The 25,801-nt window shown below is 72.4% G+C and carries 23 protein-coding genes; 4 read left to right on the top strand and 19 right to left on the bottom strand.

Features of this window, described 5'->3' with window-relative positions; all coding sequences use genetic code 11:
- Positions 1-59 precede the first annotated feature (59 nt).
- The gene (locus ADL34_RS34115; protein WP_159039022.1) at positions 60-242 is read right to left on the bottom strand and encodes a hypothetical protein; all 183 of its coding nucleotides are present in this window, start codon (positions 240-242) and stop codon (positions 60-62) included.
- Positions 243-636: 394 nt separating this feature from the next.
- Here ADL34_RS34115 and ADL34_RS34120 point away from each other — a divergent pair, with 394 nt between their 5' ends.
- Positions 637-924: a hypothetical protein gene (locus ADL34_RS34120; RefSeq protein ID WP_062667545.1), complete on the top strand. Its 288-nt coding sequence runs from the start codon at positions 637-639 to the stop codon at positions 922-924.
- Positions 925-967: 43 nt separating this feature from the next.
- Here the strand turns inward: ADL34_RS34120 and pspAB are convergent, their stop codons facing one another.
- The 4 genes from pspAB to glnA all read right to left on the bottom strand — a co-directional run bounded on the left by pspAB (position 968) and on the right by glnA (position 4,401).
- Entirely contained in the window at positions 968-1,567 is a 600-nt protein-coding gene (gene pspAB, locus ADL34_RS34125) for a PspA-associated protein PspAB (protein ID WP_062667546.1), read from the bottom strand.
- A gap of 2 nt (positions 1,568-1,569) precedes the next feature.
- Positions 1,570-2,487, bottom strand: a complete 918-nt coding sequence (gene htpX / locus ADL34_RS34130) for a zinc metalloprotease HtpX (protein WP_062667547.1) — start codon at positions 2,485-2,487, stop codon at positions 1,570-1,572.
- Positions 2,488-2,611: 124 nt separating this feature from the next.
- Positions 2,612-2,878 (bottom strand): hypothetical protein, encoded by a 267-nt coding sequence (locus ADL34_RS34135; protein ID WP_062667548.1) that lies wholly within the window; start codon positions 2,876-2,878, stop codon positions 2,612-2,614.
- Between the two features lie 113 nt (positions 2,879-2,991).
- A complete protein-coding gene (gene glnA / locus ADL34_RS34140; protein WP_062667550.1) occupies positions 2,992-4,401 on the bottom strand; it encodes a type I glutamate--ammonia ligase in 1,410 nt (469 codons plus the stop codon).
- A 198-nt stretch (positions 4,402-4,599) separates the two neighbouring features.
- On the opposite strand from glnA, the gene ADL34_RS34145 reads away from it, so the two are divergent.
- Positions 4,600-5,067, top strand: coding sequence for an RDD family protein (locus ADL34_RS34145; protein WP_062667552.1), 468 nt, complete (start codon positions 4,600-4,602; stop codon positions 5,065-5,067).
- 132 nt (positions 5,068-5,199) lie between these two features.
- Here the strand turns inward: ADL34_RS34145 and ADL34_RS34150 are convergent, their stop codons facing one another.
- The 4 genes from ADL34_RS34150 to lipB form a co-directional block, all read right to left on the bottom strand.
- Positions 5,200-5,898, bottom strand: coding sequence for a DUF4191 domain-containing protein (locus ADL34_RS34150; RefSeq protein WP_062667554.1), 699 nt, complete (start codon positions 5,896-5,898; stop codon positions 5,200-5,202).
- Between the two features lie 48 nt (positions 5,899-5,946).
- Positions 5,947-6,147: a hypothetical protein gene (locus ADL34_RS34155; protein WP_062667556.1), complete on the bottom strand. Its 201-nt coding sequence runs from the start codon at positions 6,145-6,147 to the stop codon at positions 5,947-5,949.
- 257 nt (positions 6,148-6,404) lie between these two features.
- Positions 6,405-7,370, bottom strand: coding sequence for a lipoyl synthase (lipA, locus tag ADL34_RS34160; protein ID WP_062667562.1), 966 nt, complete (start codon positions 7,368-7,370; stop codon positions 6,405-6,407).
- Positions 7,371-7,475: 105 nt separating this feature from the next.
- Positions 7,476-8,273: a lipoyl(octanoyl) transferase LipB gene (gene lipB / locus ADL34_RS34165; protein ID WP_062667564.1), complete on the bottom strand. Its 798-nt coding sequence runs from the start codon at positions 8,271-8,273 to the stop codon at positions 7,476-7,478.
- Positions 8,274-8,553: 280 nt separating this feature from the next.
- On the opposite strand from lipB, the gene ADL34_RS34170 reads away from it, so the two are divergent.
- Complete coding sequence (locus ADL34_RS34170) at positions 8,554-9,990, top strand: hypothetical protein (protein ID WP_062667566.1); 1,437 nt, start codon at positions 8,554-8,556, stop codon at positions 9,988-9,990.
- A gap of 261 nt (positions 9,991-10,251) precedes the next feature.
- Here the strand turns inward: ADL34_RS34170 and ADL34_RS34175 are convergent, their stop codons facing one another.
- From ADL34_RS34175 to ADL34_RS34185, 3 genes are all read right to left on the bottom strand, one after another.
- The gene (locus tag ADL34_RS34175) at positions 10,252-11,607 is read right to left on the bottom strand and encodes an NAD(P)/FAD-dependent oxidoreductase (RefSeq protein WP_062667568.1); all 1,356 of its coding nucleotides are present in this window, start codon (positions 11,605-11,607) and stop codon (positions 10,252-10,254) included.
- Between the two features lie 209 nt (positions 11,608-11,816).
- Positions 11,817-12,722 (bottom strand): TIGR01777 family oxidoreductase, encoded by a 906-nt coding sequence (locus tag ADL34_RS34180; protein WP_062667570.1) that lies wholly within the window; start codon positions 12,720-12,722, stop codon positions 11,817-11,819.
- 64 nt (positions 12,723-12,786) lie between these two features.
- Positions 12,787-13,971, bottom strand: a complete 1,185-nt coding sequence (locus tag ADL34_RS34185) for a MarP family serine protease (protein WP_062667573.1) — start codon at positions 13,969-13,971, stop codon at positions 12,787-12,789.
- A gap of 200 nt (positions 13,972-14,171) precedes the next feature.
- Between ADL34_RS34185 and ADL34_RS34190 the strand changes: the two genes are divergently transcribed.
- The gene (locus ADL34_RS34190; RefSeq protein ID WP_234375174.1) at positions 14,172-14,972 is read left to right on the top strand and encodes a peptidoglycan recognition protein; all 801 of its coding nucleotides are present in this window, start codon (positions 14,172-14,174) and stop codon (positions 14,970-14,972) included.
- A 12-nt stretch (positions 14,973-14,984) separates the two neighbouring features.
- Here ADL34_RS34190 and ADL34_RS34195 read toward each other — a convergent pair whose 3' ends face one another.
- The 7 genes from ADL34_RS34195 to ADL34_RS34225 all read right to left on the bottom strand — a co-directional run bounded on the left by ADL34_RS34195 (position 14,985) and on the right by ADL34_RS34225 (position 25,571).
- On the bottom strand, positions 14,985-15,503 hold the full coding sequence (locus tag ADL34_RS34195; RefSeq protein WP_062667574.1) for a DUF4240 domain-containing protein: 519 nt from the start codon (positions 15,501-15,503) through the stop codon (positions 14,985-14,987).
- A gap of 56 nt (positions 15,504-15,559) precedes the next feature.
- Positions 15,560-16,549 carry a helix-turn-helix transcriptional regulator gene (locus tag ADL34_RS34200; RefSeq protein WP_062667576.1) on the bottom strand — a complete coding sequence of 330 codons (990 nt, stop codon included), beginning with the start codon at positions 16,547-16,549 and terminating at the stop codon, positions 15,560-15,562.
- Positions 16,550-16,636: 87 nt separating this feature from the next.
- Entirely contained in the window at positions 16,637-19,339 is a 2,703-nt protein-coding gene (aceE, locus tag ADL34_RS34205; protein WP_062667578.1) for a pyruvate dehydrogenase (acetyl-transferring), homodimeric type, read from the bottom strand.
- 262 nt (positions 19,340-19,601) lie between these two features.
- Positions 19,602-20,225 (bottom strand): GntR family transcriptional regulator, encoded by a 624-nt coding sequence (locus tag ADL34_RS34210; protein ID WP_062667580.1) that lies wholly within the window; start codon positions 20,223-20,225, stop codon positions 19,602-19,604.
- Positions 20,226-20,510: 285 nt separating this feature from the next.
- Positions 20,511-22,316 carry a 2-oxoglutarate dehydrogenase, E2 component, dihydrolipoamide succinyltransferase gene (gene sucB, locus ADL34_RS34215; protein WP_062667583.1) on the bottom strand — a complete coding sequence of 602 codons (1,806 nt, stop codon included), beginning with the start codon at positions 22,314-22,316 and terminating at the stop codon, positions 20,511-20,513.
- Between the two features lie 76 nt (positions 22,317-22,392).
- Positions 22,393-23,781, bottom strand: coding sequence for a dihydrolipoyl dehydrogenase (gene lpdA, locus ADL34_RS34220; RefSeq protein ID WP_062667585.1), 1,389 nt, complete (start codon positions 23,779-23,781; stop codon positions 22,393-22,395).
- Positions 23,782-24,035: 254 nt separating this feature from the next.
- Complete coding sequence (locus ADL34_RS34225; RefSeq protein ID WP_062667587.1) at positions 24,036-25,571, bottom strand: leucyl aminopeptidase; 1,536 nt, start codon at positions 25,569-25,571, stop codon at positions 24,036-24,038.
- Between the last annotated feature and the right edge of the window lie 230 nt (positions 25,572-25,801).

Consider the following 25,801-nt stretch of genomic DNA (forward strand, 5'->3'; position numbering starts at 1 on the left):
ACCCGGTCACCCGCGCCTCCGGGCCGGTGGCCGCCGTACGACGCGGGGCCGGGGCCGCCTCAGGCGTCCGGCCCCGCGGGAGCGGCCCAGCCGTCCAGGACCGCGTCCACGAACGTCCGCCTGTCCTCCGCGTGGCTCTCGAACCGCGGGCCCGGCATGTGCCCCGCGCCCCGTACGCCGAACCGCGTGAACCGGGAACGGGCGCTCGGCGCATCCCGCACCGCCCCTGTCCCCTCCGGCATCGCCGCGTCCGTCTCCGGCACCCCGAGGACGGCCCGTCCTCGGGCGCTTGCTCCAGGCGCCTGCGCAGACTCAGGTCCTTCTGCTCGCCGGTGCTTGCGCCGTGCTCCGGGAAGCCGAGGGCCAGGGCAGGACGGCCGCGGGCGAGAGCCCGGTCACGCGCCCCGTTCACGCACCGCGTACGCGCCCCGGGAAAAGGAGGTGCACGGCGTGTGACCGGATCCCTACCCTGGACACGCGTAACGGAGCAGCCCTCGCCGTTTCCCGCAGGACGGGCGCCACCCCGCGGACTCGGGGCTACTCTCTACGGCACCGACGGACGGCTGCCCTCCCCAGCGCCCCGCCGGGGACATCCCGCTCACCGCTCAGACCTACCCACGCCCACGGAGGCCCGTGATGGGCACCATCGTCATGTCCGGGACCGTCGTCCTGGTGATCCTCGGATTCGGAAACCACGTCTACTGGCTGGCCGCGGTCGCCGTGCTCTTCCTCTACGTCCAGTACGGCCGTGGCTCCTCCGCGACGAGCGGCGGAGCCGGAGGAGGACCGGCGGCGGGCGGCAGCGCACCGGCCGACTACCGCAGCTACCGCGAGCGCCGCGACACGCAGGCCAAGTGGGAGCGCCGCTACCGTCGCGAGCGCCCCCTGGAGGCCCGCCGTCAGGCGCGCGAGAAGGCCAACTGAGACCACCCGCGGTGCTGACCGCGGGTGGCCGGGGCGTCCCTGGTCACAGACCGGGGGCGCCCCACACCGGGAACCAGCGGGAGAGGTCCTGCTCCATCCGCAGGTCGCCCGCCAGCGCGGCCGTCACCCGCAGCTCCAGCGCGTTGTCCCGCCGCTCCGGCCTGCCGGGCAGCGGGGCGAACGGGTAGAAGGTGCCCCGCTTGTACAGATAGACGAGGGCGAGACGGCGGCCCGGCTCGCCGTCCTCCTGCGTCCCCTCGAAGCCCGCCAGCGAGCAGAGCAGCTGCGGGCCGAACCCGTTGACCTCCATCGCGCTGTTCACCGCGTGCAGATCGTTGACCAGGTCCGGCAGCCCGTCGGGGGAGCGCCGGGAGACCAGCCACGAGTAGCCGTAGGCGTCCCGGGTCAGCTCGACCGGGCGGCCCTCCCGTTCGGCGTCCGCGTCCAGCAGCGCCTGCACCTCCCGGTGCGTCTGCACGAACGCCGCGCCCTCCACCGTCGCGAAGCACACCGCGCCGTTTCCGGTCGGCCGGAACCCGGTCGCCGCCTCCAGCGTCACGGCCGCCGACGGCAGCCCGAACAGCTGGTCGAGATCGGGCGCGGCCGGCTTGCTGCGGCCCAGCAGTATGTCCAGCAGCCCCATGCTCACACCCCTCCCGGAGTCGTCGCCTCACCCAGCTCGGCGGAGATCCGCCCCAGCTGGTCGAGCCGCTGCTCCAGGCTCGGGTGGGTGGAGAAGATCCGCGCCAGACCGGGCTCGCGGCCCAGCGCCGGGGTGAAGTAGAACGCGTTGAACGCCTGGGCGGTCCGCAGGTCCTTCGTCGGGATGCGGGCGAGGTCGCCGGAGACCTTGGTGAGCGCGGAGGCCAGTACCGAGGGCCGTCCGGTGAGCAGCGCCGCGGCCCGGTCGGCGGCCAGCTCGCGGTACCGGGACAGGGCCCGGATCAGCAGGAAGCTCAGCGCGTACACCGCGGCCGACACACCCATGATGGCGGCGAACACGACCGCCGTGTTCTGGTCCCGGCGGCCGCCCCCGAAGAGCTGCGAGTAGAAGGCGAACCGTACGACGAGTCCGGCGATCACCCCGAGGAACGAGGCGACGGTGATCACGGCGACGTCCTTGTGCGCGACGTGCGCCAGTTCGTGCGCGAGGACCCCCTCCAGCTCGTCCCGCTCCAGCCGGCGCAACAGCCCCGTGGTCACGCAGACCACGGCGTGATCGGCGTTGCGGCCGGTGGCGAAGGCGTTGGGCATCTCCAGGTCGGACACCGCGACCACCGGCTTCGGCATGTCGGCGATGGCGCAGAGCCGGTCGACGACGCCGTGCAGCTCGGGGTACTCCTCGCGCTCCACGGGCCGCCCGCGCATCGCGAACAGCGCGACCCGGTCGGAGAACCAGTACTGGGCGCCCAGCAGGCCGGCGGCGATCACCACGACCAGCACCCAGGACTTCAGCAGCACGATCAGCGCGGCGATGAACGCCACGTACAACAACCCGAGCAGGAACAGCGTGACGCCCATCCGGGCGGTCAACCGCCGGTCACTGCGGAAGCGGCTCTGCATGGTGCACCATCCCGCACTCAGGCACTCGTCCCACTGCCCAGTGTGCACCCGCCCCTTCCCATGAACGGGTCGCGAGCGCCCCCAGGAGCGGCAAAGCCCCGCACCCCGTCAGGCCGGACACGACCTACGGCGCGGTGAACCGGAAGTAGCCCAGCAGCAGGATGACGGCGGCGACGCTGCCGAGGACGACGACCGTGGACACCCATCCCGACCGGCGCTGCCGGCGGGCCACATGATCGGGTTCGGGCCGGAACGGCACCGGGCCGGGCGGCTCGTGCTTCCACCGCGCGGCGAGCATCCGCGCCCGCGCCGACGGCTCCTTGTGCTCCGCGGCGTCGGCCCACCGGATGTCGAACTCACGCTCGTGCTCGTCGTGCCCCGACTCAGCCATGGCCTCCACCCCCGTGCGATCCCATCCCCCCAGAATAGAACACACGCCCGCGCCCCCACCGTCCATCGGACAGCGGGGGCGCGGGCGTGAACACTGCTCGGCTCAGGCGCCGATCACACGTCGAAGTACAGCTCGAACTCGTGCGGGTGCGGGCGGAGCTGGAGCGGGGCGATCTCGTTGGTGCGCTTGAAGTCGATCCACGTCTCGATCAGGTCCGGCGTGAAGACGTCGCCCTGGAGCAGGAACTCGTGGTCGGCCTCCAGCGAGTCGAGCACCGCGGGGAGCGAGGTCGGGACCTGGGCCACGTTGGCGTGCTCCTCGGGAGCCAGCTCGTAGAGGTCCTTGTCGATCGGCTCGGCCGGCTCGATCTTGTTCTTGATGCCGTCCAGGCCCGCGAGCAGCAGCGCCGAGAAGGCCAGGTACGGGTTGCCGGAGGAGTCGGGCGCGCGGAACTCGACGCGCTTGGCCTTCGGGTTGGAGCCCGTGATCGGGATGCGCATCGCGGCGGAGCGGTTGCGCTGCGAGTACACCAGGTTGATCGGCGCCTCGAAGCCCGGGACCAGGCGGTGGTACGAGTTCACCGTCGGGTTGGTGAAGGCGAGCAGCGACGGGGCGTGCTTGAGGATGCCGCCGATGTAGTAGCGGGCCAGGTCCGACAGGCCCGCGTAACCGGCCTCGTCGTAGAAGAGCGGCGAGCCGCCCTGCCACAGCGACTGGTGCACGTGCATGCCCGAGCCGTTGTCACCGAAGATCGGCTTCGGCATGAAGGTCGCGGTCTTGCCGTTGCGCCAGGCCACGTTCTTCACGATGTACTTGAAGAGCTGGAGGTCGTCGGCCGCGGCGAGCAGCGTGTTGAACTTGTAGTTGATCTCGGCCTGGCCGGCGGTGCCCACCTCGTGGTGCTGGCGCTCGACCTGCAGGCCGGCCTTGGCCAGCTCCAGGGAGATCTCGGCACGCAGGTCGGCGAAGTGGTCGACCGGCGGGACCGGGAAGTAGCCGCCCTTGTAGCGGACCTTGTAGCCGCGGTTGTCCTCCAGCGCACCGGTGTTCCAGGCGCCCGCCTCGGAGTCGATGTGGTAGAAGGACTCGTTCTCCGAGGTGCGGAAGCGCACGCTGTCGAAGACGTAGAACTCGGCCTCGGGACCGAAGAACGCGGTGTCGGCGATACCCGTCGACGCCAGGTAGGCCTCGGCCTTCTTCGCCACGTTGCGCGGGTCACGGGAGTACTGCTCGCCCGTGATCGGGTCGTGGATGAAGAAGTTGATGTTGAGGGTCTTGTCACGGCGGAAGGGGTCCACCCGCGCGGTCGACAGGTCGGCGCGCAGCGCCATGTCGGACTCGTGGATGGCCTGGAAGCCGCGGATCGACGAACCGTCGAACGCCAGCTCCTCGTCGGGGTCGAACGCCTCGACGGGCAGCGAGAAGTGCTGCATGACGCCCGGCAGGTCGCAGAAGCGGACGTCGATGAACTTGACGTCCTCGTCCGCGATGAACTTCTTGGCCTCGTCGGCGTTCTGGAACATCCAGCTCCTCCTACTCCCGACCGTCCCGCCGGGGTGGTAGATCGTTCGTGCGGCCAGTGCGGGTGGCACACGCTGCACTCGACCCTAGGGACGGGTGATTTCTCGGGCGTGACCCATTTGTTTCGCACACGTTAACCGGACATCCCCCCTCTCACCCCTCGTGTCCACATGCCAGAACGAGCCCAGTACCGTGGTGGCGTGGACAAGAGGCAAGCAATCGGATCCTGGCTCTCCGGCCCCCGCGCGGCCGCGGAGGAAGCCGGTGTCGACTTCGGATACCGGGGGGAGCAGCTGGGCCTTCCGCAGGACGGGCCGGGCTCCATCGCCCGCCCCGGACGGCGGCTCGGCGCCCTGGCCGTGGACTGGGGGCTCTGCGTCCTGATCGCATACGGCCTTCTCACCGACGGCTACGGCCAGGCCACCGGCAACTGGGCGCTGCTCCTCTTCTTCGCGATGGGCGTGCTGACCGTCGGCACCCTCGGCTTCACCCCCGGCAAGCGCCTCTTCGGGCTGCGCGTGGTCGCCCTGGACAGCGGCACGGTCAACCCGCTGCGCGCCCTGCTGCGCACGGCCCTGCTCTGCGTCGCCCTCCCGGCCCTGATCTGGGACCGCGACGGCCGCGGCCTCCACGACCGCCTCGCCGGCACCGTCGAGCTCCGCGCCTAGGGGGCGTCTTGCCGATCAGGCCGGGTCAGCAAGACACCCCCTGGCTCCACAAAGCCGTAGAGCCCCGCGTACGACGAAGGGGGCGCCCGGAATCACTCCGGGCGCCCCCTTTCTCGTCGGGGTGTGGCGCGGTCAGCGCCGGAAGTTGCCCTTCGGCAGCTTCATGCCCTTGGGCATGGGGCCCTTCGGCAGCGGCATGTTGCTCATCAGGTCGCCCATGGCCTTGAGCCGGTCGTTGGTGGCGGTCACCTGGGGGCCGGTGAGCACGCGCGGCAGCTTGAGCATGGTGGTTCGCAGCTTCTTCAGCTCGACCTGGCCCTCGCCCGTGCCCACGATCAGGTCGTGCACAGGCACGTCCGCCACGATGCGGTTCATCTTCTTCTTCTCGGCGGCCAGCAGGCTCTTCACCCGGTTCGGGTTGCCCTCGGCTACCAGCACGATGCCCGCCTTGCCGACGGCCCGGTGCACCACGTCCTGGCTGCGGTTCATCGACACCGCGGGGGTGGTCGTCCAGCCTCGGCCGATGTTGTCCAGCACGGCCGCTGCGGCGCCCGGCTGGCCCTCCATCTGGCCGAAGGCCGCCCGCTCGGCCCGGCGCCCGAACACGATCGCCGTCGCGAGGAAGGCGAGCAGCAGGCCCAGGATGCCGAGATAGATGGGGTGCCCGATCAAGAAGCCGATCGCGAGGAAGACACCGAAGGTGACGATTCCGACAGCCGCGAGCACAAGACCGATCTTCTTGTCGGCCCTGCGGGTCATCTTGTAGGTCAGAGCGATCTGCTTGAGTCGCCCGGGGTTCGCAGCGTCCGCTGCCGTGTCCTTCCTCGCCATGCCACGAAGTCTACGTGGCCCCGAGAGCGCCTTCGACGGCGAGTGGCCTCAGAGCCGGGGAGCGGGCGTCCGCTCCAGAACGCGCTCCGCATCGACGCGGTCCTTCGCGCGGCGGCGGTCCTCCAGGACGGAGGTCCAGGCGTTGCGGCGGGCCGTGCGCTGGCCGCTGCCCATCAGCAGCGACTCGACGGCACGCAGTGCATCGGTGAACGACGGGATGGCGGTGGCGCGAACGGGCGCGGCCTGCATGGCAGAGGTCCCCCCTCGGGAATGACTGCTCCGGTGAGCGGTGCACAGCGTGTGCAACCAGTGTCACTGATTGGTGTTACCAGGGCGTGACCGACCGGTCAAACACCGATGAAGGGCGGATGTGGCACCGGAACGACCGGACGCGGCCCGGACGTGGTCGCCAACTGCGACGACGTACCGGGCCGCGTCGTCCGGCCGGAGCCGGGGGACTTCAGCCTGTGCGCGGATTCACACGCGCACAGTGACACTCCGTGCCGTCAGACGGCCTGCGAGGCGACGAACGCGCCGCGCTTCTCGACCGCCATCTGGTACAGCCGGCCCGCGCGGTACGAGGAGCGCACCAGCGGGCCGGACATCACACCGGAGAAGCCGATCTGCTCGGCCTCCTCCTTCAGCTCCACGAACTCCTGCGGCTTGACCCAGCGCTCCACGGGGTGGTGGCGCACGCTCGGGCGCAGGTACTGCGTGATGGTGATCAGCTCGCAGCCGGCGTCGTGCAGCTGCCGCAGCGCCTCGCTGACCTCCTCACGCGTCTCGCCCATGCCGAGGATCAGGTTGGACTTGGTCACCAGCCCGAAGTCGCGGGCGTCGGTGATGACCTTCAGGGAGCGCTCGTAGCGGAAGCCGGGGCGGATGCGCTTGAAGATCCGCGGGACCGTCTCGACGTTGTGCGCGAACACCTCGGGGCGGGACTCGAAGACCTCCCGCAGCAGCTCCGGGACCGCGTTGAAGTCGGGGGCGAGCAGCTCGACCTTGGTGCGGCCGGCCTCACGGGCGGCGGTCTGCTCGTGGATCTGGCGGACCGTCTCGGCGTACAGCCAGGCGCCGCCGTCGGGGAGGTCGTCACGGGCTACGCCGGTGATCGTGGCGTAGTTCAGGTCCATGGTGACCACGGACTCGCCGACGCGGCGCGGCTCGTCGCGGTCGAGCGCCTCGGGCTTGCCGGTGTCGATCTGGCAGAAGTCGCAGCGCCGGGTGCACTGGTCGCCGCCGATGAGGAAGGTGGCCTCGCGGTCCTCCCAGCACTCGTAGATGTTGGGGCAGCCGGCTTCCTGGCAGACCGTGTGCAGCCCCTCGCTCTTCACGAGGCTCTGCATCTTGGTGTACTCGGGGCCCATTTTCGCCCGGGTCTTGATCCACTCGGGCTTGCGCTCGATGGGGGTCTGGCTGTTGCGGACCTCCAGGCGCAGCATCTTGCGTCCGTCCGGTGAGACTGCGGACACGTCGGCTCCCTGTGCTTCGATTCTTCGGCGTACACCAGGGTACGCCCGTGCTTACTGAGCCCTGCCGTCAGGCCAACCCCGTGACCTCAGGGCCCATTCCCCGTCTCAGACGGCCGCCCGCTCGATCTCGCGCGGCTTGAGGTCCGCGTTCTCCAGCACGTCCCTCAGGTGCCGCTCGACGACCGGCAGCACCTCCTCGATGGTGACGTCCCGGCCCAGCTCCGCCGCCAGCGAGGCGACACCGGCGTCCCGGATGCCACACGGGATGATCTTGTCGAACCACTTGTTGTCCGGGTTCACGTTGAGAGCGAAGCCGTGCATGGTCACGCCCTTCGCCACCCGGATCCCGATGGCCGCGATCTTGCGGTCCTCGCGCCGCTGTCCGGCGTTGGAGGGCGCGTACTCGGGGCCGTTCAGCCGCGGGTCGAACTCGTCGTCGGTGAGGCGGGGGTCGAAGTCCAGGGAGAGGCCGCCGAGCGCCGGGCGCTGGTCGACGGGATCGCCGAGGACCCAGACGCCGCTGCGGCCCTCGACCCGGGTGGTCTCCAGGCCGAACTCCGCGCAGGTGCGGATCAGGGCCTCCTCCAGCCGCCGTACGTGCGCCACGACGTCCACGGGGCGGGGGAGCTTCTGGATGGGGTAGCCGACCAGCTGGCCGGGGCCGTGCCAGGTGATCTTGCCGCCGCGGTCCACGTCGACGACCGGCGTGCCGTCCAGCGGGCGCTCGTTGTCGGCGGTGCGCCGGCCCGCCGTGTACACCGGGGGGTGTTCGAGCAGCAGGACGGTGTCGCCGATCTCGTCCGCGAACCGGGCCGCGTGCACGCGGCGCTGCTCGTCCCACGCCACCTGGTAATCGACGGCATCCGCGCCGAACCCCATGCGGACGAACCGCAACTCACTCACGGCAAGCGCCTCCCTAGAAGCACCGGAAAGTCGTAAGGCACGAAGCGTGCCTACGCCACTGTACGACCGGTCCGTTCGAGTGGGCTCCCGCGGCCCACGTCAGCCCGTAGGCCCAATCCTCACACGATCGGATGAATGGGTGGCGTAATGTGCGATCAGGTGCTTACTCTCCGCTACATTCGCGCCGTTCGAGAGGCCAAAAGGGCTGCTCACCGGCAATCCGGGCGTTCGGCGGCCGCACGGCCACGCGACGCCCGAAAGGCAGGAGACCGCACCGCAGATGACGGAACGACCCGCGCAGCGCACTCCCAATCGACAGCTCGCCGCGCTCATCGCAGAAGCGGGATTCTCCAACGCGGGTCTCGCCCGCCGGGTGGACCAGCTCGGACTCGAACACGGGCTTGACCTGAGATACGACAAGACATCGGTCACCCGCTGGCTGCGCGGACAGCAGCCGCGCGGCACGACCCCGGCGCTGATCGCCGAGGTCTTCACCCGGCGCCTCGGCCGCCGCCTCACCGCCCAGGACCTCGGCCTGGACGCCTGCGCGCCCGTGTACGCCGGGCTGGAGTTCGCCGCGACCCCCGAGGAGGCCGTCGACATCGTCAGCGGCCTGTGGCGCAAGGACTCCGGCAGCCACGCCGAGCTGCGCAAGATCGCGTTCACCCCGGCCGGGCTCGTCGTGCCCAGCCGGGACTGGCTGATCGGCCGCGCCGACGACAAGGTCGCGCGCGGCGAGCCGGTGACCCGGGTGCAGGTCCCGGGCCGGCCGGTGGTGCCCCGCCAGCGCGGCCAGGCCGAGCGCGGGCCCGGCCAGAAGGTCACCGGCGGCGACATCGCCGCGCTGCGCTCGGTCGGCGACCTGTTCCGCTCCCTGGACGACATGTACGGCGGCGGCCACGCCCGCCAGGCCCTCGTGCGCTACCTGGAGCACGAGTGCGAGCCGATGCTGCGCGGCACCTACGGCGAGCAGACCGGACGCCGGCTGTTCGCCGCCGCCGCGGACCTCACGCGGCTCGCGGGCTGGACGTCGTTCGACATCGCCGCGCACGGGCTGGCCCAGCGCTACTTCGTGCAGGCGCTGCGGCTGGCCCAGGCCGCCGGGGACCGGCCGTTCGGGTCGTACGTCCTGGCGACCATGAGCCGGCAGGCCGTCTACCTCGGGCACGGCCGGGAGGCCGTCCAGCTCGCGCGCGTCGCCCAGCAGGGCGTCGGCACCGGCGCCCCGCCGGCCGTGCTGGCCCTGCTGCACGCCTGCGAGGCGCGCGGCCACGGGGTGCTCGGCGAGGTCCGCGCCTGCACGGCGTCCCTGGTCCGGGCCGAACGCGCCCTGGAGGCCGCCCGCCCCGGCGACGACGTCCCGCACTGGGCGCGGTTCTTCGACGACGCGCAGCTCGCCGACGAGTTCGGCCACTGCCACCGGGACCTCCAGCAGTTCCGCGCGTCCGCCCAGCACGCCGAGCGCTCCCTGCAGCTGCGGGCCCCCGCCTTCGCCCGCAGCCGCCTGTTCTGCCGGCTCGTCCTGGCCAGCGCCCGTCTCGGCCTCGGCGAGCTCGACCAGGCGTGCGCCCTGGCCGCCGAGGCGGCGGGCCAGGCGGCGGAGATGCGGTCCGTCCGGGCGATCGAGTACGTCCGCGACTTCGAACGCAGGCTGGAGCCCTACCGCGACGCGGCCCCGGTCCGCGGCTACCGCGACAGGGTCGCCGCGCTGCTGTGACGGTGGGACCCGGCCGCCCGCAGCGGGTCCACCCGGCCTCGGACGGCCGGTCCGCGGGGGCCGCGTCCGGTTCGGGTGGACGGCCGAGCGGATGCGGGGCCGGGGCCGGGCAGGCGCGTCCAGAGTTCGCCGGGGCCCGGCCACCCCGTCCGTGACGTCCGGCGGCGGCTCGCCGGGCCGAGTGGCCGGTCCGTGCCGGGAGCGCGGGGCTGGGGCGGCCGTCCGGGCGGGCTCCGGCCCGCCCCGGTCAGGCCGCCCCGGTCAGGCCGCCGTGCGTAAGGGTTCCGAGCGGTTCAGGGAGCCCGCCGCGCCCAGGTCCGTGAGGATCGCCGTGGTGGCCCGGCGGGCCGAGTGCAGGGCGCCCTGGACCGTGCTGGTGTCGCGGTGGTCGCCGCACACGTACAGGCCCGCCAGCAGCCGTACCGGGCGGCGCAAGTCGTGCGGGGCGGTCATCGCGGGCACGGCCTCGGGCGTGTGGTGCACGGCCAGCGTCTCCCAGCGGGCCGTCGAGGTGCCGTACAGCCGGGCGAGGTGCATCCGCACGGCCGTGTCGACGTCCGGGGGCGGGGTGCCGAGGACCGTCGAGGTGACGAGGGCGCGGCCGGCCGGGGCGCGGCTCGGGTCGACGAGGCTGATCACCGCCGTGTGCGCCACCGGGCCGCTCCGGTCGGCGTCCAGCAGCAGCGAGGCGCCGGTGTCCGGTGCCTCGTCCATCGTGTGGTGGAGGACCGTCACCGGGTGGAAGCCGGGCACGCGCAGCCCCGGCAGGAGCTCGCCGGCGGTCCGCGCGTCGGTGGCCAGCAGTACCGCGCGGCACCGGATCTCGCCGTGCTCGGCGGTCGTGACGGCCGTCGTGGCGATCGAGGTGACCCGCACCCCGGTGTGCACGGTGCCCGGCGGCAGCGAGCGCGCCAGCAGCTCGGGCAGGGCATCGGCGCCGCCCTCGGGCAGGCACAGCCGGCCGCCCGCGAAGGCGTGCAGCGCGAGGTCCGCGCACCGGCTGGACGTCGTCAGCTCCGGGTCGTACAGCAGGGCGGCGAGCAGCGGCCGCAGGAATCCTTCGATCGTGCGTGGCGGGATGCCGCGTTCCGCGAGGGCCTGCGCGGCCGGAGCCTCCGGGCGGTTCAGCAGCCGTTCGACGGGCGCGGAGGCCAGCCGGGCGAGCGCCGCGCCCAGGCGTGCCTGGTCGACGGCCGTGCCCAGCGGTGCTCCGGTGCGCGCCCGGGGGACCGCGGAGGCCCTGGGGGCGCTCGCCAGGGCGCGTACGGCGTGGAGTGCGCCCCTCGCGCGCCGGGCGCCCGCCGGGCCGGTGAGCGCTCCGGCGCGGTGGCGGCGCCCGTCGCTGTGCAGCAGCACCCCCGGGGCGAAGGACCGCAGCGCGAGCGCGTCCAGGGCCGGTGTCCGGCGGAGCTCGGGATACGACGTCGACAGAAGCTGCCCGATCCGGTCCAGCCGGAAGCCGTCGACCTTCTCGGTCGACATGCGGCCGCCCGGACAGGGGGCCGCCTCCAGGACCGCGGTGGTTATTCCTGCGCTGGTCAGCCGGTGCGCCGCGGCGAGCCCGGCGACCCCGGCTCCCACGATGACGACGTCCGCCTGGTACGCGGGCTCAAGCACGTGCCCCTCCTCGAGGTTGCGCGGCCGGTGGAGACGTCATGCCCCCAACTGGCCCAGGAAATACCCGAGTTCGGCACGAGGTTACGGACGCGATCGGTCAGGTGCAGTCGCGCATCGACAGAGCACGGTCGCACGGCGGTCGCATACGGACATCCGTGCCTTAGGGCGTCCTCGCAAGCCCGTCTGGCTCGCCACTTCCGGAACACGCCCTACCGCAGGGCCGCCCGGATCGCCCCGTCGATGTCCGGGAACGCGAAGGTGAAGCCCGACTCCAGCAGCCGTTTCGGCCGAACCCGCTGGCTGCCGAGCACGTCCCCGGCCATCTCGCCGAGCACGGTCCGCAGGACGGGCGCCGGGACCGGCAGCAGCGCCGGCCGGTGCAGCACCCGCCCCATGGACGCGGTGATCTCACCGTTCGTCACCGGCTCGGGAGCGGTCACGTTGAACGGCCCCGACAGGTCCTCGGCGTCCAGCAGATGCCGGATCGCCGCCACCTCGTCGTGCAGCGACACGAACGACCAGTACTGCCGCCCGTCCCCCAGCCGGCCCCCCAGCCCCGCCTTGAACAGCGGGAACAGCCGCCCCCACGCCCCGCCCTCGCGGGCCACCACAAGGCCGGTGCGCACGCACACCGTCCGCACCCCCGCCTCCCGCGCGGGCGCCGCCGCGGCCTCCCACTCCACGCACAGCTCCGGCAGGAAGCCCTCGCCGGGCGGACTCGACTCGTCGACAACCCGGGCGCCGGTCTCGCCGTAGTAGCCGATCGCGCTGCCGTTCACGAAGACCCGCGGCCGCTCCCCGGGCTTCAGTCCCGCCATCGCGGAGGCGAGCGCCGCCGTGCCCCGCACCCGGCCGCGCCGCAGGCTCTCCTTGTACGCGTCGGTCCAGCGCCGCGCCCCCACGTTCGCACCGGCCAGATTGACCACCGCGTCGCACCCGGCCAGCACCTCGGCCGCCACCCGGCCGCCGTCGGGGTCCCAGCGGACCTCGTCCGCAGCACGGGGCTCCCGGCGCACCAGGCGGACCACCTCGTGCCCGTCCGCGACGAGCGAGCGCACCAGAGCGGCACCGATCAGACCGGACGAGCCGGCGACCACGATTCTCGACAGATCCATGCACGCCATCCTGCCCGGAACCCGCCCGGATACGTCCCCGTACGCCCCGGGACGCGCCCTCGCCTCACGAGGTGACCACGTCCCCGGTGTCCACCGGGACCGTCGAGGTCGCCGCGCGCTGGGCGGACGAGGCCACCTCGTCCGCGGTCAGGACGTAGCCGGTCTCGTCGTCGGTCGTGGACCGGGCGAAGACCACCCCGTACACCCGGCCGTCGGTGGTCAGCAGCGGTCCGCCCGAGTTGCCCGGGCGCACGGTGGAGCGGATCGAGTAGATCTCGCGGGTCACCGTCTCGTCGTTGTAGATGTTCTGGCCGGTGGCCTGTATGCGGCCGGCGACCGTCGCCGCCTGGAGGTCCAGCGCGCCGTCCTCCGGGTAGCCCGCCACGACCGCCGAGTCGCCGCGCGCGGCCTCGTCGTCGAAGCGCAGGACGGGGGCGCGCAGCTGCGGCACGTACAGCACGGCCACGTCCCGCCGGGGATCGAAGAGCACCACCCGCGCCGCGTACGACGGCCCGACGCCGCCCACACGGACGTCCGGCCGGTCGATGCCGGCCACCACGTGCGCGTTGGTCATCACGCGCTGCGGGGCGTACACGAAGCCGCTGCCCTCGCGGCCCTGGGTGCCCGCGGACCCCTCGATCTTGACGGTGCTGCGCTTGGCGGCCTCCGTGGCGGCCGGGGTGACGCTGTCGCCGGTGGGCTTGGCGACCTCGGCCGTCGACTCGTTCTCGAACGGGTTGAAGACCTGCGGGAAGCCCGCCTCGGTCAGCGCGGAGGTGGCCCGCGAGAACCAGGCCGGGGTGGTGTCCGGCATGGCCTCCTGCACGCCGCCCAGCAGCCGGGAGTCACGGATCGCCGACGTCAGCAGCGGCGAGGAGGACGCGGCCAGCACGCTCGCCGCCACCCAGGACACGATCAGCACGGCCACCGCGTTGGCCACGGCCCCGCCGACGCCGTCGGCCACCCGCAACGGCCCGCGGTCCAGCTCCCGGCGCAGCCGCAGGGCCAGCCGCCCGGCCAGCTCGTGCACCAGCACGGCGGGCAGCAGCACGGTCAGCACCGCGGCCACCGTCGCCCGTGTGGTGCCCGGCGTGACCAGGTCCATCACCCACGGCAGCAGCCACACGCCGATCGCCGCGCCGCCCACGAAGCCGGCCAGCGAGACACAGCCGGCCACCAGCCCGCGCCGGTAGCCGGAGGCCGCGTAGGCCACCATCACGAGCAGCAGCACGATGTCGAGCAGGTCCACTGAGCCGCCTTTCTCCAGGACCCGGTAGCAGGACCTCTTAGTACGCGTGCCGGACGCTCGATGATCAGCGCGCGGCGGCGTGTCACCGCGATTCGGCCACGCTGCGTACACCTGGAGGAACGCCCCGGACCCGGATGATGGTTCCACCCGGTGTCCCACCACACATCGCGGGCGGACCCGATCCGTCGGACAGTAGGACCATGCGTGCCATCCGACGGGTCACGGCGGAACGGGTGCGGGGTCTCCCCGGGGGACGGGGAGCCCTCGTCGTCCTCGGCTGCGTGCCGGGTCTGGCCGCCGCGCTCGCGCTCGTGCTGTGCGCCGACGGGGTGGAGCGGAGCGCCGAGCGGGAGAAACGGCCCGTCGCGGCGCGCCCCGCCTCGTACCACGCGTCCCGGCCGCCCATCGTGCCCCGGGACGTCTGGCTGGAGGAGGAGAGCCTGCACACCCAGCCGCCCCCGCGCTACGACGACAAGGTGGTCGCCGTCTTCGTCCACCACACCGACTCGCCGAACGACTACGACTGCGCCGAGTCCCCGAGCATCATCGAGCACCTCTACGCCGGCCAGACCGGCGGCCGGCACTGGGACGACCTCGGCTACAACTTCGTCGTCGACCGCTGCGGCACGATCTACGAGGGCCGGGCCGGCGGCACCGACCGGCCCGTCACCGGCGCCCACACCCAGGGCTTCAACCACCGCACCGCGGGCGTCGCCGCCCTCGGCACCTTCACGGCCGGGGTGCCCGTCCCGAAGGCGATGACCGACGCGATCGCGGCGGTCGTGGCGTGGAAGCTGGGCCTGTCCGGCACGGACCCGCGCGCCGAGGTGCGGCTGACCTCCAGCAACGACCTCAGCCGCTACGCCTCCGGCACCACCGCCACGCTGCCCGCCGTGGCCGGTCACAACGACGGCTACTCGACGACCTGCCCCGGCGCCGCCCTCAGCGCCCGCCTCCCGGAGATCAGGGCCACCGCGGCCCGCCTCCAGGGCCGGCCCTGAAACCGCCCCGGCTCAGCCCTTGAACCGCTCCCACAGCCGGGGGAAGCGTTCCGACAGCGCCCGCGCGTCCTCGAAGTCCACCGGGGTGCCGGACGGCTCAGGGGGCGCGGGCGGCAGGCCGAGGTCGGGGGCGACGGCACCGGTGAGCTGCTCGTACGCCTCGTCGGCGGCGTACCCCAGCTCCTCTCCGTCGCCGTCGAACTCCTCGTCGAAGTCGTCCAGCAGCTCGGCCAGGGAGTCCGGGTCGTGCACCGCGCCCTCGTACACCTCGCGGCCCTGGCCGATCAGCCAGCAGCGGAAGAAGTCGAAGGCGTCGTCGCTGGCCCCGTCGAGCAGGACCCAGGCGGCCCCCCACACGTCCCAGGTGTACGCCCGGTTGTAGCGGGCCTCGAAGTGGCGGGCGAAGTCGAGCACGGCGTCCGGGTCCAGCTGGACCAGCCGCTCCACCAGCAGATCGGCCTGCTCCTCGGGGTCGCCCTCGGCGGCCTCACGGGTGGTGTCCACCAGCTCCCAGAACTCCGTCTCGTCCATCACGGGTCAAGCATCGGCCCTGGACCGGTGGGGCGCACGTGGAGTGCGACGGATTGTTATGGGGCGTGCGCTCGGTCGGCGTACAGGGCGGCCAGACGTATCGCGTCGGCGGCGAACCGCTCCCGCAGCGACCGCGGGGCCAGCACCTCGACCCGCGGGCCGAGCGCCGCGACCTGGCCGTGGGCGACCTCCTCCGACTCCACCGGGACGGTCACCGTCACCCAGCCGTCCCCGTCCGGGGCGCCCGCCGCCTCCAGCGCCTCCCGCGCGGCCCGCCGGTCGAGGGCGTGCGGGAGGGCGCGCGCTCCCTCGGGGGACACCCGCAGGACGACCTCGGTCCGCAGGATCGACCGCGCGAACTGCTCGGCCCGCTCCTCCCAGAACGCCGGCAGGTCGAACGCCTCGTCCCGCTCGAACCGCCCCTCACCGGTGTCGACGGCGGTGAACCGGTCGATCCGGTACACCCGGTGGGCACCGGCCCCGGCGACCTGGGCGCACAGGTACCAGACGCCGGCCTTCAGCACGAGCCCGTACGGCTCCAGCTCCCGCTCGACCTCGTCCTCCCCGCGCCGGTAGCGGGCGACGATCCGGCGGTCGTCCCACACGGCGTCCGCGACGGCGGGCAGCAGCTCGGGCGTCCTCGGCTCCGTGAACCAGTTCGGCGCGTCCAGATGGAAGCGCTGGGCCGCCGTACGGGAGGCGTCGCGCAGCGACGGCAGCAGCGCGGCCGACACCTTCAGGCGCGCGGCCGACGCGGCGTCCTCGAGGCCCATCTCGCGCAGCGCCCCCGGCACCCCGCTGAGGAACAGCGCCTCGGCCTCGCCGCGCGCCAGCCCCGTCAGCCGGGTGCGGTACCCGCCGACCAGCCGGTACCCGCCGGCCCGGCCCCGCTCGGCGTAGACCGGGACGCCGGCCTCCGACAGCGCCTGCGCGTCCCGGGTGACCGTCCGCTCCGACACCTCCAGCTCCCGCGCCAGCTCGGCGGCGGTCATGGAGGGCCGGGCCTGGAGCAGCAGGACCATCTTGATCAGACGAGCGGCACGCATACGGTCATCATGCCGAAACCCACTGACAGCGAAGGGGCACGGCGAGTGCCGTGCCCCTTCGTCCGATCGTCCTGCCGTCCCGGCCGCTTACAGGCCGTACTTCTCGCGGGCTTCCTTCACCGCGGTCGCCTTGACCTCGCCGCGCTTCGCGAGCTGGGCCAGGGCCGCGACCACGATCGACTCGGCGTCGACCCCGAAGTGGCGGCGGGCCGCGTCACGGGTGTCGGAGAGACCGAAGCCGTCGGCGCCGAGCGAGGACCAGTCCTGCTCGACCCACTGCGCGATCTGGTCCGGCACCTGGCGCATGTAGTCGGAGACCGCGAGCACCGGGCCCTCGGCGCCCTGGAGCGCCTGACGGACGTACGGGGTCCGCTCCTCGCCGCGCAGGAGGGCCGCGTCGGCCTCCAGCGCGTCGCGGCGCAGCTCCGTCCAGGAGGTCGCGGACCACACGTCGGCGGCCACACCCCACTCCTCGGCGAGCAGCTTCTGCGCCTTCAGCGCCCAGTGGATCGCGGTGCCGGAGCCCAGCAGCTGGATGCGCGGGGCGTTCGCCGCCGGGGACAGCCCGGCCGTCTCCGCCGTGTTGAAGCGGTACAGGCCCTTGACGATGCCCTGGTCGATGCCGTCCACCGCGGGCTTCGCGGGCTGCGGCAGCGGCTCGTTGTAGACGGTCAGGTAGTAGAAGACGTCCTGGTCCTCGCCCGGGGCCGCCTCGCCGTACATCCGGCGCAGACCGTCCTTGACGATGGCCGCGACCTCGTAGGCGAAGGCCGGGTCGTACGACAGCGCCGCCGGGTTGGTCGCCGCGATGACGGGGGAGTGGCCGTCGGCGTGCTGCAGGCCCTCACCGGTCAGCGTGGTGCGGCCGGCCGTCGCGCCGACGAGGAAGCCGCGGCCGAGCTGGTCGCCGAGCTGCCACATCTGGTCGGCCGTGCGCTGCCAGCCGAACATCGAGTAGAAGATGTAGAACGGGATCATCGCCTCGCCGTGCGTCGCGTACGACGTCGAGGCGGCGATGAAGTCGGCCATCGAACCGGCCTCGGTGATCCCCTCGTTGAGGATCTGCCCGTTCTTCGCCTCCTTGTAGTACATGAGCTGGTCGCGGTCGACCGGCTCGTACGTCTGGCCCTTCGGCGAGTAGATGCCGAGGGACGGGAAGAGGCTCTCCATGCCGAAGGTGCGCGCCTCGTCGGGGACGATCGGCACCCAGCGCCGGCCGGTCTCCTTGTCGCGGACCAGGTCCTTGACCAGGCGGACGAACGCCATGGTGGTGGCCACGTTCTGCGAGCCGGAGCCCTTGTCGAAGGCGGCGAACGCCTTGTCGGCGGGGGCCGGCAGCGGGGCCACAGGGTGCAGGCGGCGGGCCGGGGCGGGGCCACCGAGGGCCGCGCGGCGCTCCTGGAGGTAGCGGACCTCGGGGGAGTCGGCGCCGGGGTGGCCGTAGGGCACCACGCCGTCGACGAAGTCGCTGTCCTTGATGGGCAGTTCGAGGCGGTCACGCATCGCCTTGAACTCGTCCACCGAAAGCTTCTTCATCTGGTGGTTGGCGTTCTTCGACGCGAAGCCCTCGCCCAGGGTGTGGCCCTTGACCGTCTGGGCCAGGATCACGGTCGGTGCGCCCTTGAACTCGACGGCGGCCTTGTAGGCGGCGTACACCTTGCGCGCCTCGTGGCCACCGCGGGAGAGGTGGAAGCACTCGAGGATCTTGTCGTCGCTCAGCAGCTTCGCCATCTCGGCGAGCGCCGGGTCCTTGCCGAAGAAGTCCTCGCGGATGTAGGCGGCGTCGCGCGTCTGGTACGTCTGCACCTGCGCGTCCGGTACCTCGCGCAGCCGGCGTACGAGCGCGCCCGTGGTGTCGAGCTGGAACAGCTCGTCCCAGGCGGTGCCCCACAGGGTCTTGACCACGTTCCAGCCGGCGCCGCGGAACTGGGCCTCCAGCTCCTGCACGATCTTGAAGTTGGCGCGGACCGGGCCGTCGAGGCGCTGCAGGTTGCAGTTGATGACGAAGGTCAGGTTGTCCAGGCCCTCGCGGGAGGCGAGTGCGAGGGCGGCCGTGGACTCCGGCTCGTCCATCTCGCCGTCACCGAGGAACGCCCAGACGTGCGAGGACGAGACGTCCTTGATCCCGCGGGCGGTCAGATAGCGGTTGAAGCGCGCCTGGTAGATCGCCGACAGCGGGCCGAGGCCCATGGACACCGTCGGGAACTCCCACAGCCAGGGCAGCCGGCGCGGGTGCGGGTACGACGGCAGGCCGTCGCCGCCCGCCTCCTGGCGGAAGTTGTCCAGGTGCTGCTCGGTGAGGCGGCCGTCGAGGAAGGCGCGGGCGTAGATGCCCGGCGAGGCGTGGCCCTGGATGTAGAGCTGGTCGCCGCTGCCGTCGCCCTCCTTGCCCTTGAAGAAGTGGTTGAAGCCGGTCTCGTAGAGCCAGGCGGCGGAGGCGAAGGTGGCGATGTGGCCGCCGACGCCGTGCTTGGCACCCCGGGTGACCATCGCGGCCGCGTTCCAGCGGTTCCACGCGGTGATCCGGCGCTCCATCTCCTCGTCACCGGGCACGCCGGGTTCACCGGCGGTCGGAATGGTGTTGACGTAGTCGGTCTCGAGGAGCTTCGGCAGCGCGATGCCGGTGCCCTCGGCCCGCTCCAGCGTGCGGCGCATCAGGTAGGCGGCGCGGTGCGGGCCAGCCGCCTTGGCGACCGCGTCCAGCGAGGCCTGCCACTCGGCGGTCTCCTCCGGGTCGTGGTCGTGGAGCTGGTCGAGCGCGCTCGGCTGGATGGCGTTGGGGTCGGTCATGTCGCCGCCTTCCTCAGTCGAAGGGGGTTCCCTCATCGGCAAGGGTTCGGGGGTTGCCCTTTGTCTTTGGCAGGACAGGGCGGGAGACCTCGGTGGAGGTCCAGCGGTGACAATAACTCCCTGATCGATGATCGATCAAAGGGTTCCCGGGTAAAACATCGCGATCCGGGGAAAGTAGGCATGCGGTGCCTCGGTGAATGGCACCCGGTGCCGTGTTTTCGAAGGATTTCCGCAGGTGAGCGGGGTGATGCTCGCCTGTCGATCAGGCGCGCGGGGCGCACCCGAGCACGTGCGCCTTCACCAGTTCCGCGATCCTCGGGTCCCGACGGCGGAACGCCTGGACGAGCTCCTCGTGCTCCTCCGCGTACGACTGCTGAACGGTGCCGAGCCAGCGGATGGACAGAGCCGTGAAGACTTCGATGCCGAGGCCCTCCCAGGTGTGCAGCAGCACCGAGTTGCCCGCGGCCCGGACCAGCTCGCGGTGGAAGCCCACCGTGTGCCGCACCTGACCTGTGCCGTCGGCGTCCCGGTCGGCCTCGTACAGGGCCGCCACGTGCGGTTCCAGGGCGGAGCAGTCCTCGGCGAGGGTGTCCGCGGCCAGCTCGGCGGCGATGGCCTCGAGGCCGGCCCGGACGGGGTAGCTCTCCTCCAGGTCGCCGGCGGTCAGGTTGCGCACCCGTACGCCCTTGTTGGGGGCGGACTCGATCAGCCGCAGCGACTCCAGCTCGCGCAGTGCCTCCCGGACCGGGGTCTGGCTGACCTCCAGCTCGGTGGCGATGCGCCGCTCGACGATCCGCTCGCCCGGTTGCCAGCGCCCGCTGATGATCCCCTCCAGGATGTGCTCGCGGATCTGTTCGCGCAGCGAGTGGATGACGGGGGCGGTCATGAGAGCTCCTTAAGGCGCGTTGACGTTTAGACAATACGGCCCGGGTGCTCTGGGGGGAGGGGTGACGACGGTGCTTTGGTGCAGGTGAGACGAGACTTACACAGGGTTCGGTGCGAGGGGCGCCCACGAGCTCGGTGTGCGGGGTCCATGCGCGTGTGCGGGATCGTCGTGGCCGGTCGCGCGGTTCCCCGCGCCCCTTGAGGGCGTTGCGGTCGGGCCCTGCTGTACGAGCGGCGCCCCGCCCGGAAAGTCCGGGCGGGGCGCCGTGTCGTCGATCAGGAGGGATCAGAGGCCGAGCTCGACCTCGAACTCGCCCGCCTCGAGGATCGCCTTGACCGCCGTCAGGTAACGGGCCGCGTCGGCGCCGTCCACCAGGCGGTGGTCGTAGGACAGGGTCAGGTACGTCATGTCGCGGACGCCGATGACCGTGCCCTCCTCGGTCTCGATGACCGCCGGGCGCTTGACCGTGGCACCGATGCCGAGGATCGCGACCTGGCCCGGCGGCACGATGATCGTGTCGAAGAGCGCACCGCGCGAACCGGTGTTGGAGATGGTGAAGGTCGCGCCGGACAGCTCGTCGGGCGTGATCTTGTTGCCGCGGACCTTGCCCGCCAGCTCCGCCGTGGCCTTGGCGATGCCCGCGATGTTGAGGTCGCCGGCGTGCTTGATGACCGGGGTCATCAGGCCCTTCTCGGAGTCCACCGCGATACCGACGTTCTCGGTGTCGAAGTAGGTGATCGTGCCCTCGGCCTCGTTGATCTTGGCGTTGATGACCGGGTGGGCCTTCAGCGCCTGGGCCGCCGCCTTCACGAAGAACGGCATCGGGGAGAGCTTGACGCCCTCGCGCGCGGCGAAGGAGTCCTTGGCCTGGGCGCGCAGGCGCATCAGGCGGGTGACGTCGACCTCGACGACCGAGGACAGCTGCGCCTGCTCGTGCAGCGCCTTGACCATGTTGTCGCCGATGACCTTGCGGATGCGCGGCATCTTGACGGTCTGGCCGCGGAGGGGGGAGGCCTCCAGCGCGGGCGCCTTCTTGGCGGCCGGGGCTGCGGCGGCGGCCGGAGCCGGCGCGGCGGTGGCGGCCTTCGCGGCCTCGGCGGCGGCGACGACGTCCTGCTTGCGGATACGGCCGCCGACGCCGGTGCCCTTGACGGAGCCCAGGTCGACGCCGTGCTCGGCGGCGAGCTTGCGCACCAGCGGGGTGACGTAGGCGCCCTCGTCGGTCGCCTGGGCGGCCGGAGCGGCGGGGGCCGCGGGGGCCTTCGCCGGAGCCGGAGCGGCCGGGGCCGCCGGAGCGGGCGCCGGGGCGGCCGGCTGGGCCGGAGCCGGGGCGGCAGCGGCGGGCGCGGCCGGAGCCGCGGGGGCCGGGGCAGGCGCGGCGGGCTGGGCCGGAGCCGGAGCCGGAGCCGGTGCCGGAGCGGCGGCGGGGGCCGGGGCCTCCTGCGCCGGGGCGGCCGCCGGAGCGGCACCTGCGGCACCGATGACGGCGAGCTTGGCGCCGACCTCGGCCGTCTCGTCCTCGCCGACCACGATCTCCAGCAGGGTGCCGGACGCGGGGGCGGGGATCTCGGTGTCGACCTTGTCCGTGGAGACCTCGAGCAGCGGCTCGTCCGCCTCGACGGAGTCACCGACCGACTTCAGCCAGCGGGTGACGGTGCCCTCGGTGACGGACTCGCCGAGCGCGGGCAGGACGACGTCCGTGCCCTCGGCGGACCCGCCGCCGGACGCGGCCTCGGCGGTCGGAGCGGGCGCCGGGGCGGCCTGCTCGGTGGACGGCGCGGCGGCGGCCGGCTCCGGAGCCGCGGCGGGCTCGGGCTCGGGCTCGGCGGCCGGGGCCTCGGCCGGGGCGCCGCTGCCGTCGTCGATCACGGCCAGCTCGGCGCCGACCTCGACGGTCTCGTCCTCGGCGACCTTGATGGAGGACAGCACGCCGGAGGCGGGGGAGGGGATCTCGGTGTCGACCTTGTCGGTGGAGACCTCGAGCAGCGGCTCGTCGGCCTCGACGCGCTCACCCTCGGCCTTCAGCCAGCGGGTGACAGTGCCCTCGGTGACGCTCTCGCCGAGCGCCGGAAGGGTTACGGAAACCGCCATGGTTTCGGTTGCTCCTTACGAATTGCGGAAGTCTGTGGGCGTCGCTGGGACGCGGAGTCGCTTCGTCGGCCGAGGGTCAGTCGTGCGCGTGCAGCGGCTTGCCCGCGAGGGCCAGGTGGGCCTCGCCGAGCGCCTCGTTCTGCGTCGGGTGGGCGTGGATGAGCTGGGCGACCTCGGCCGGCAGCGCCTCCCAGTTGTAGATCAGCTGGGCCTCGCCGACCTGCTCGCCCATGCGGTCGCCGACCATGTGGACGCCGACCACGGCACCGTCCTTGACCTGGACGAGCTTGATCTCGCCCGCGGTGTTCAGGATCTTGCTCTTGCCGTTGCCCGCGAGGTTGTACTTCAGGGCGACGACCTTGTCCGCGCCGTAGATCTCCTTGGCCTTGGCCTCGGTGATGCCGACGGAGGCGACCTCCGGGTGGCAGTAGGTCACCCGCGGGACACCGTCGTAGTCGATCGGGACGGTCTTCAGGCCCGCCAGCCGCTCGGCCACCAGGATGCCCTCGGCGAAGCCGACGTGCGCGAGCTGGAGGGTCGGGACCAGGTCACCGACGGCGGAGATCGTCGGCACGTTGGTGCGCATGTACTCGTCGACCAGGACGTAGCCGCGGTCCATCGCGACGCCCTGCTCCTCGTAGCCCAGGCCCTGCGAGACCGGGCCGCGGCCCACGGCCACCAGCAGCACCTCGGCCTCGAACTCCTTGCCGTCGGCGAGGGTGACCTTCACACCGTCCTGGGTGTACTCGGCCTTCTGGAAGAAGGTGCCCAGGTTGAACTTGATGCCGCGCTTGCGGAACGCGCGCTCCAGGAGCTTGGAGCTGTTCTCGTCCTCGACCGGAACGAGGTGCTTCAGACCCTCGATGACCGTGACGTCCGCGCCGAACGACTTCCACGCCGACGCGAACTCGACGCCGATGACACCGCCGCCCAGGATGATCGCGGACTTCGGCACGCGATCCAGGACCAGGGCGTGGTCCGAGGAGATGATCCGGTCGCCGTCGATGTCCAGGCCCGGCAGCGACTTCGGCACGGAACCGGTCGCCAGCAGCACGTGGCGGCCCTGGACCCGCTGCCCGTTCACATCGACGGAGGTGGGGGAGGACAGCCGGCCCTCACCCTCGATGTACGTCACCTTGCGGGAGGCCACGAGACCCTGGAGGCCCTTGTACAGACCGGCGATCACGCCGTCCTTGTACTTGTGGACCCCGGCGATGTCGATGCCCTCGAAAGTGGCCTTGACGCCGAACTGCGCGCTCTCGCGGGCCTGGTCGGCGATCTCGCCCGCGTGCAGCAGGGCCTTGGTGGGGATGCATCCCCGGTGCAGGCAGGTGCCGCCGACCTTGTCCTTCTCGATCAGGGCGACGTCCAGGCCCAGCTGCGCTCCGCGCAGGGCCGCGGCGTAACCGCCACTACCACCGCCGAGGATCACTAGGTCGAAAACGGTGCTGGCGTCGTTCGCCACGTCACGTCCTCCATGCATGTGCGCCACGCCGGTCTCCAGTGACCGGTCGGCGGCTGGTGTCCGGCCGCTCGTTCTTTCGGCCCTTGGTGGGGCCCTGTCCTGCCGAGCCCCATCTTCGCACTTGTCCACACCGAACGAGACGCCGGGCCTGTGTGTGAGACGTCCCACTCGGCGCCGTCCGACGGGGCGGAACCGGACGGCGACGGGGCCTCGCCCTACCCGCGTGCGAGGCCCCGTCGGCCGGGATCCCGAGGTCAGCCCAGGTCGCCGGCGGCCGTCAGCTCGGCCAGCCGCACCAGCGTCCGCACCGCGGAGCCCGTGCCGCCCTTGGGCGTGTACCCGAACGGGCCGCCCTCGTTGAACGCCGGGCCGGCGATGTCGAGGTGCGCCCAGGTGATGCCCTCGCCCACGAACTCGCGCAGGAAGAGACCCGCGACCAGGCCGCCGCCCATCCGCTCACCCATGTTGGCGATGTCGGCGGTCGGGGAGTCCATGCCCTTGCGCAGGTGCTCCGGCAGCGGCATCGGCCAGGACGCCTCGCCGACCTCCTCGGCGGCCTCCACGACGGCCGCGCGGAACGCGTCGTCGTTGGCCATGACGCCGAAGGTGCGGTTGCCGAGCGCCAGCACCATCGCGCCGGTCAGCGTCGCCACGTCCACGATGGCGTCCGGCTTCTCCTGCGAGGCCGCCCACAGCGCGTCGGCCAGGACCAGCCGGCCCTCGGCGTCGGTGTTGAGGACCTCGACGGTCTTGCCGCTGAACATGCGCAGGACGTCACCGGGACGGGTGGCGGAGCCGGAGGGCATGTTCTCGGCCAGCGCCAGCCAGCCGGTGACGTTGACCTCGAGGCCGAGGCGCGCGGCGGCGACGACGGCGGCGAACACGGCGGCGGCACCGCTCATGTCGCACTTCATCGTCTCGTTGTGCCCGGCCGGCTTCAGCGAGATGCCGCCCGAGTCGTAGGTGATGCCCTTGCCGACGAGGGCGAGGTGCCTGGCGTTGCGCGAGTGCGTGTACGTCAGCTTCACCAGGCGCGGGCCGGCGGCGGAACCGGCGCCGACGCCCAGGATGCCGCCGTAGCCGCCCTTGGCGAGCGCCTTCTCGTCGAGCACCTGCACCTTGATGCCGTGCTCCTTGGCGGCCGCCGTGGCGATCGCGGCGAAGGACTCGGGGTTGAGGTCGTTCGGCGGGGTGTTGATGAGGTCGCGGGCGCGGTTGAGCTCCTCGGAGACGGCCGTGGCGCGCTCGAGGGCGGCCTTGTGCGCCTTGTCGCGGGGCTTGGCGCCGAGCAGCGCGGCCTCGGCGAGGGGCGCCTTGCCGTTCTTGCGCTCTCCGGCGGTGTCCTTGTACGCGTCGAAGGAGTAGGCGCCCAGCAGGACGCCCTCGGCGATCGCGCCGAGGTCGGCGGCGTCGGCCAGCGGCAGCGCGAACGCGGCCTTCTTGGAGCCGGCGAGGGCGCGCGCGGCGATACCGGCCGCCTTGCGCAGGGCCTCGCCGTCGAAGCCGGCCTCCTCGTCCTCGGGCAGGGCGCCGAGACCGACCGCCACGACGAGCGGGGCCTTGAAGCCGGACGGGGCGGGGAGCTTCGTCACCTCGCCCTCGGAGCCGGAGGCGCCGAGGGTCTCCAGGACGCCGGCGAGCTTGCCGTCGTACGCGTGGTCCACGGCCTCGGCGCCGGGGGCGACGACCAGGCCCGCGCCCTTGGAGCCGGAGCCCTTGGCGACACCGATCACGAGCGCGTCGACGCGCAGGCCGGGCGCCGCGGCGGTGCTGAGAGTCAGAGCAGTCACTGTGGTGATTTCTCGCTTCCGATGTGAAGTTGCGGTGGCCGAAAGGTGTGGGTCGGCCGGGCCCGAGGGCCGACCCTAGTTCCGACCTGGCGGTGCGGGTGTCAGCGGGGCCTTCCCCGGTACGGCACGAACACTGCGGCTGAGCCTACGCTCGCGTGAGCGTTCGCTCATTCCTGCGGTCGTTCACCCGTCCGTGGCGTCGCGCCGCTTTCCCGATCCCCGGTGCCGGT

The organism is Streptomyces sp. NRRL WC-3605, assembly GCF_001509795.1.
Classification (GTDB): domain Bacteria; phylum Actinomycetota; class Actinomycetes; order Streptomycetales; family Streptomycetaceae; genus Streptomyces; species Streptomyces viridochromogenes.

Bases quoted from the DNA above. Each gene is read 5' to 3' on its own strand.
- ADL34_RS34170 (WP_062667566.1), top strand. From the start codon at position 8,554: ATGACGGAACGACCCGCGCAGCGCACTCCCAATCGACAGCTCGCCGCG.
- ADL34_RS34115 (WP_159039022.1), bottom strand. From the start codon at position 242: ATGCCGGAGGGGACAGGGGCGGTGCGGGATGCGCCGAGCGCCCGTTCC.
- ADL34_RS34190 (WP_234375174.1), top strand. From the start codon at position 14,172: ATGCGTGCCATCCGACGGGTCACGGCGGAACGGGTGCGGGGTCTCCCC.
- pspAB (WP_062667546.1), bottom strand. From the start codon at position 1,567: ATGGGGCTGCTGGACATACTGCTGGGCCGCAGCAAGCCGGCCGCGCCC.
- ADL34_RS34135 (WP_062667548.1), bottom strand. From the start codon at position 2,878: ATGGCTGAGTCGGGGCACGACGAGCACGAGCGTGAGTTCGACATCCGG.
- aceE (WP_062667578.1), bottom strand. From the start codon at position 19,339: ATGACCGACCCCAACGCCATCCAGCCGAGCGCGCTCGACCAGCTCCAC.
- htpX (WP_062667547.1), bottom strand. From the start codon at position 2,487: ATGCAGAGCCGCTTCCGCAGTGACCGGCGGTTGACCGCCCGGATGGGC.
- ADL34_RS34200 (WP_062667576.1), bottom strand. From the start codon at position 16,549: ATGCGTGCCGCTCGTCTGATCAAGATGGTCCTGCTGCTCCAGGCCCGG.
- sucB (WP_062667583.1), bottom strand. From the start codon at position 22,316: ATGGCGGTTTCCGTAACCCTTCCGGCGCTCGGCGAGAGCGTCACCGAG.
- glnA (WP_062667550.1), bottom strand. From the start codon at position 4,401: ATGTTCCAGAACGCCGACGAGGCCAAGAAGTTCATCGCGGACGAGGAC.
- ADL34_RS34120 (WP_062667545.1), top strand. From the start codon at position 637: ATGGGCACCATCGTCATGTCCGGGACCGTCGTCCTGGTGATCCTCGGA.
- ADL34_RS34180 (WP_062667570.1), bottom strand. From the start codon at position 12,722: ATGGATCTGTCGAGAATCGTGGTCGCCGGCTCGTCCGGTCTGATCGGT.
- ADL34_RS34210 (WP_062667580.1), bottom strand. From the start codon at position 20,225: ATGACCGCCCCCGTCATCCACTCGCTGCGCGAACAGATCCGCGAGCAC.
- ADL34_RS34195 (WP_062667574.1), bottom strand. From the start codon at position 15,503: ATGGACGAGACGGAGTTCTGGGAGCTGGTGGACACCACCCGTGAGGCC.
- ADL34_RS34155 (WP_062667556.1), bottom strand. From the start codon at position 6,147: ATGCAGGCCGCGCCCGTTCGCGCCACCGCCATCCCGTCGTTCACCGAT.
- ADL34_RS34150 (WP_062667554.1), bottom strand. From the start codon at position 5,898: ATGGCGAGGAAGGACACGGCAGCGGACGCTGCGAACCCCGGGCGACTC.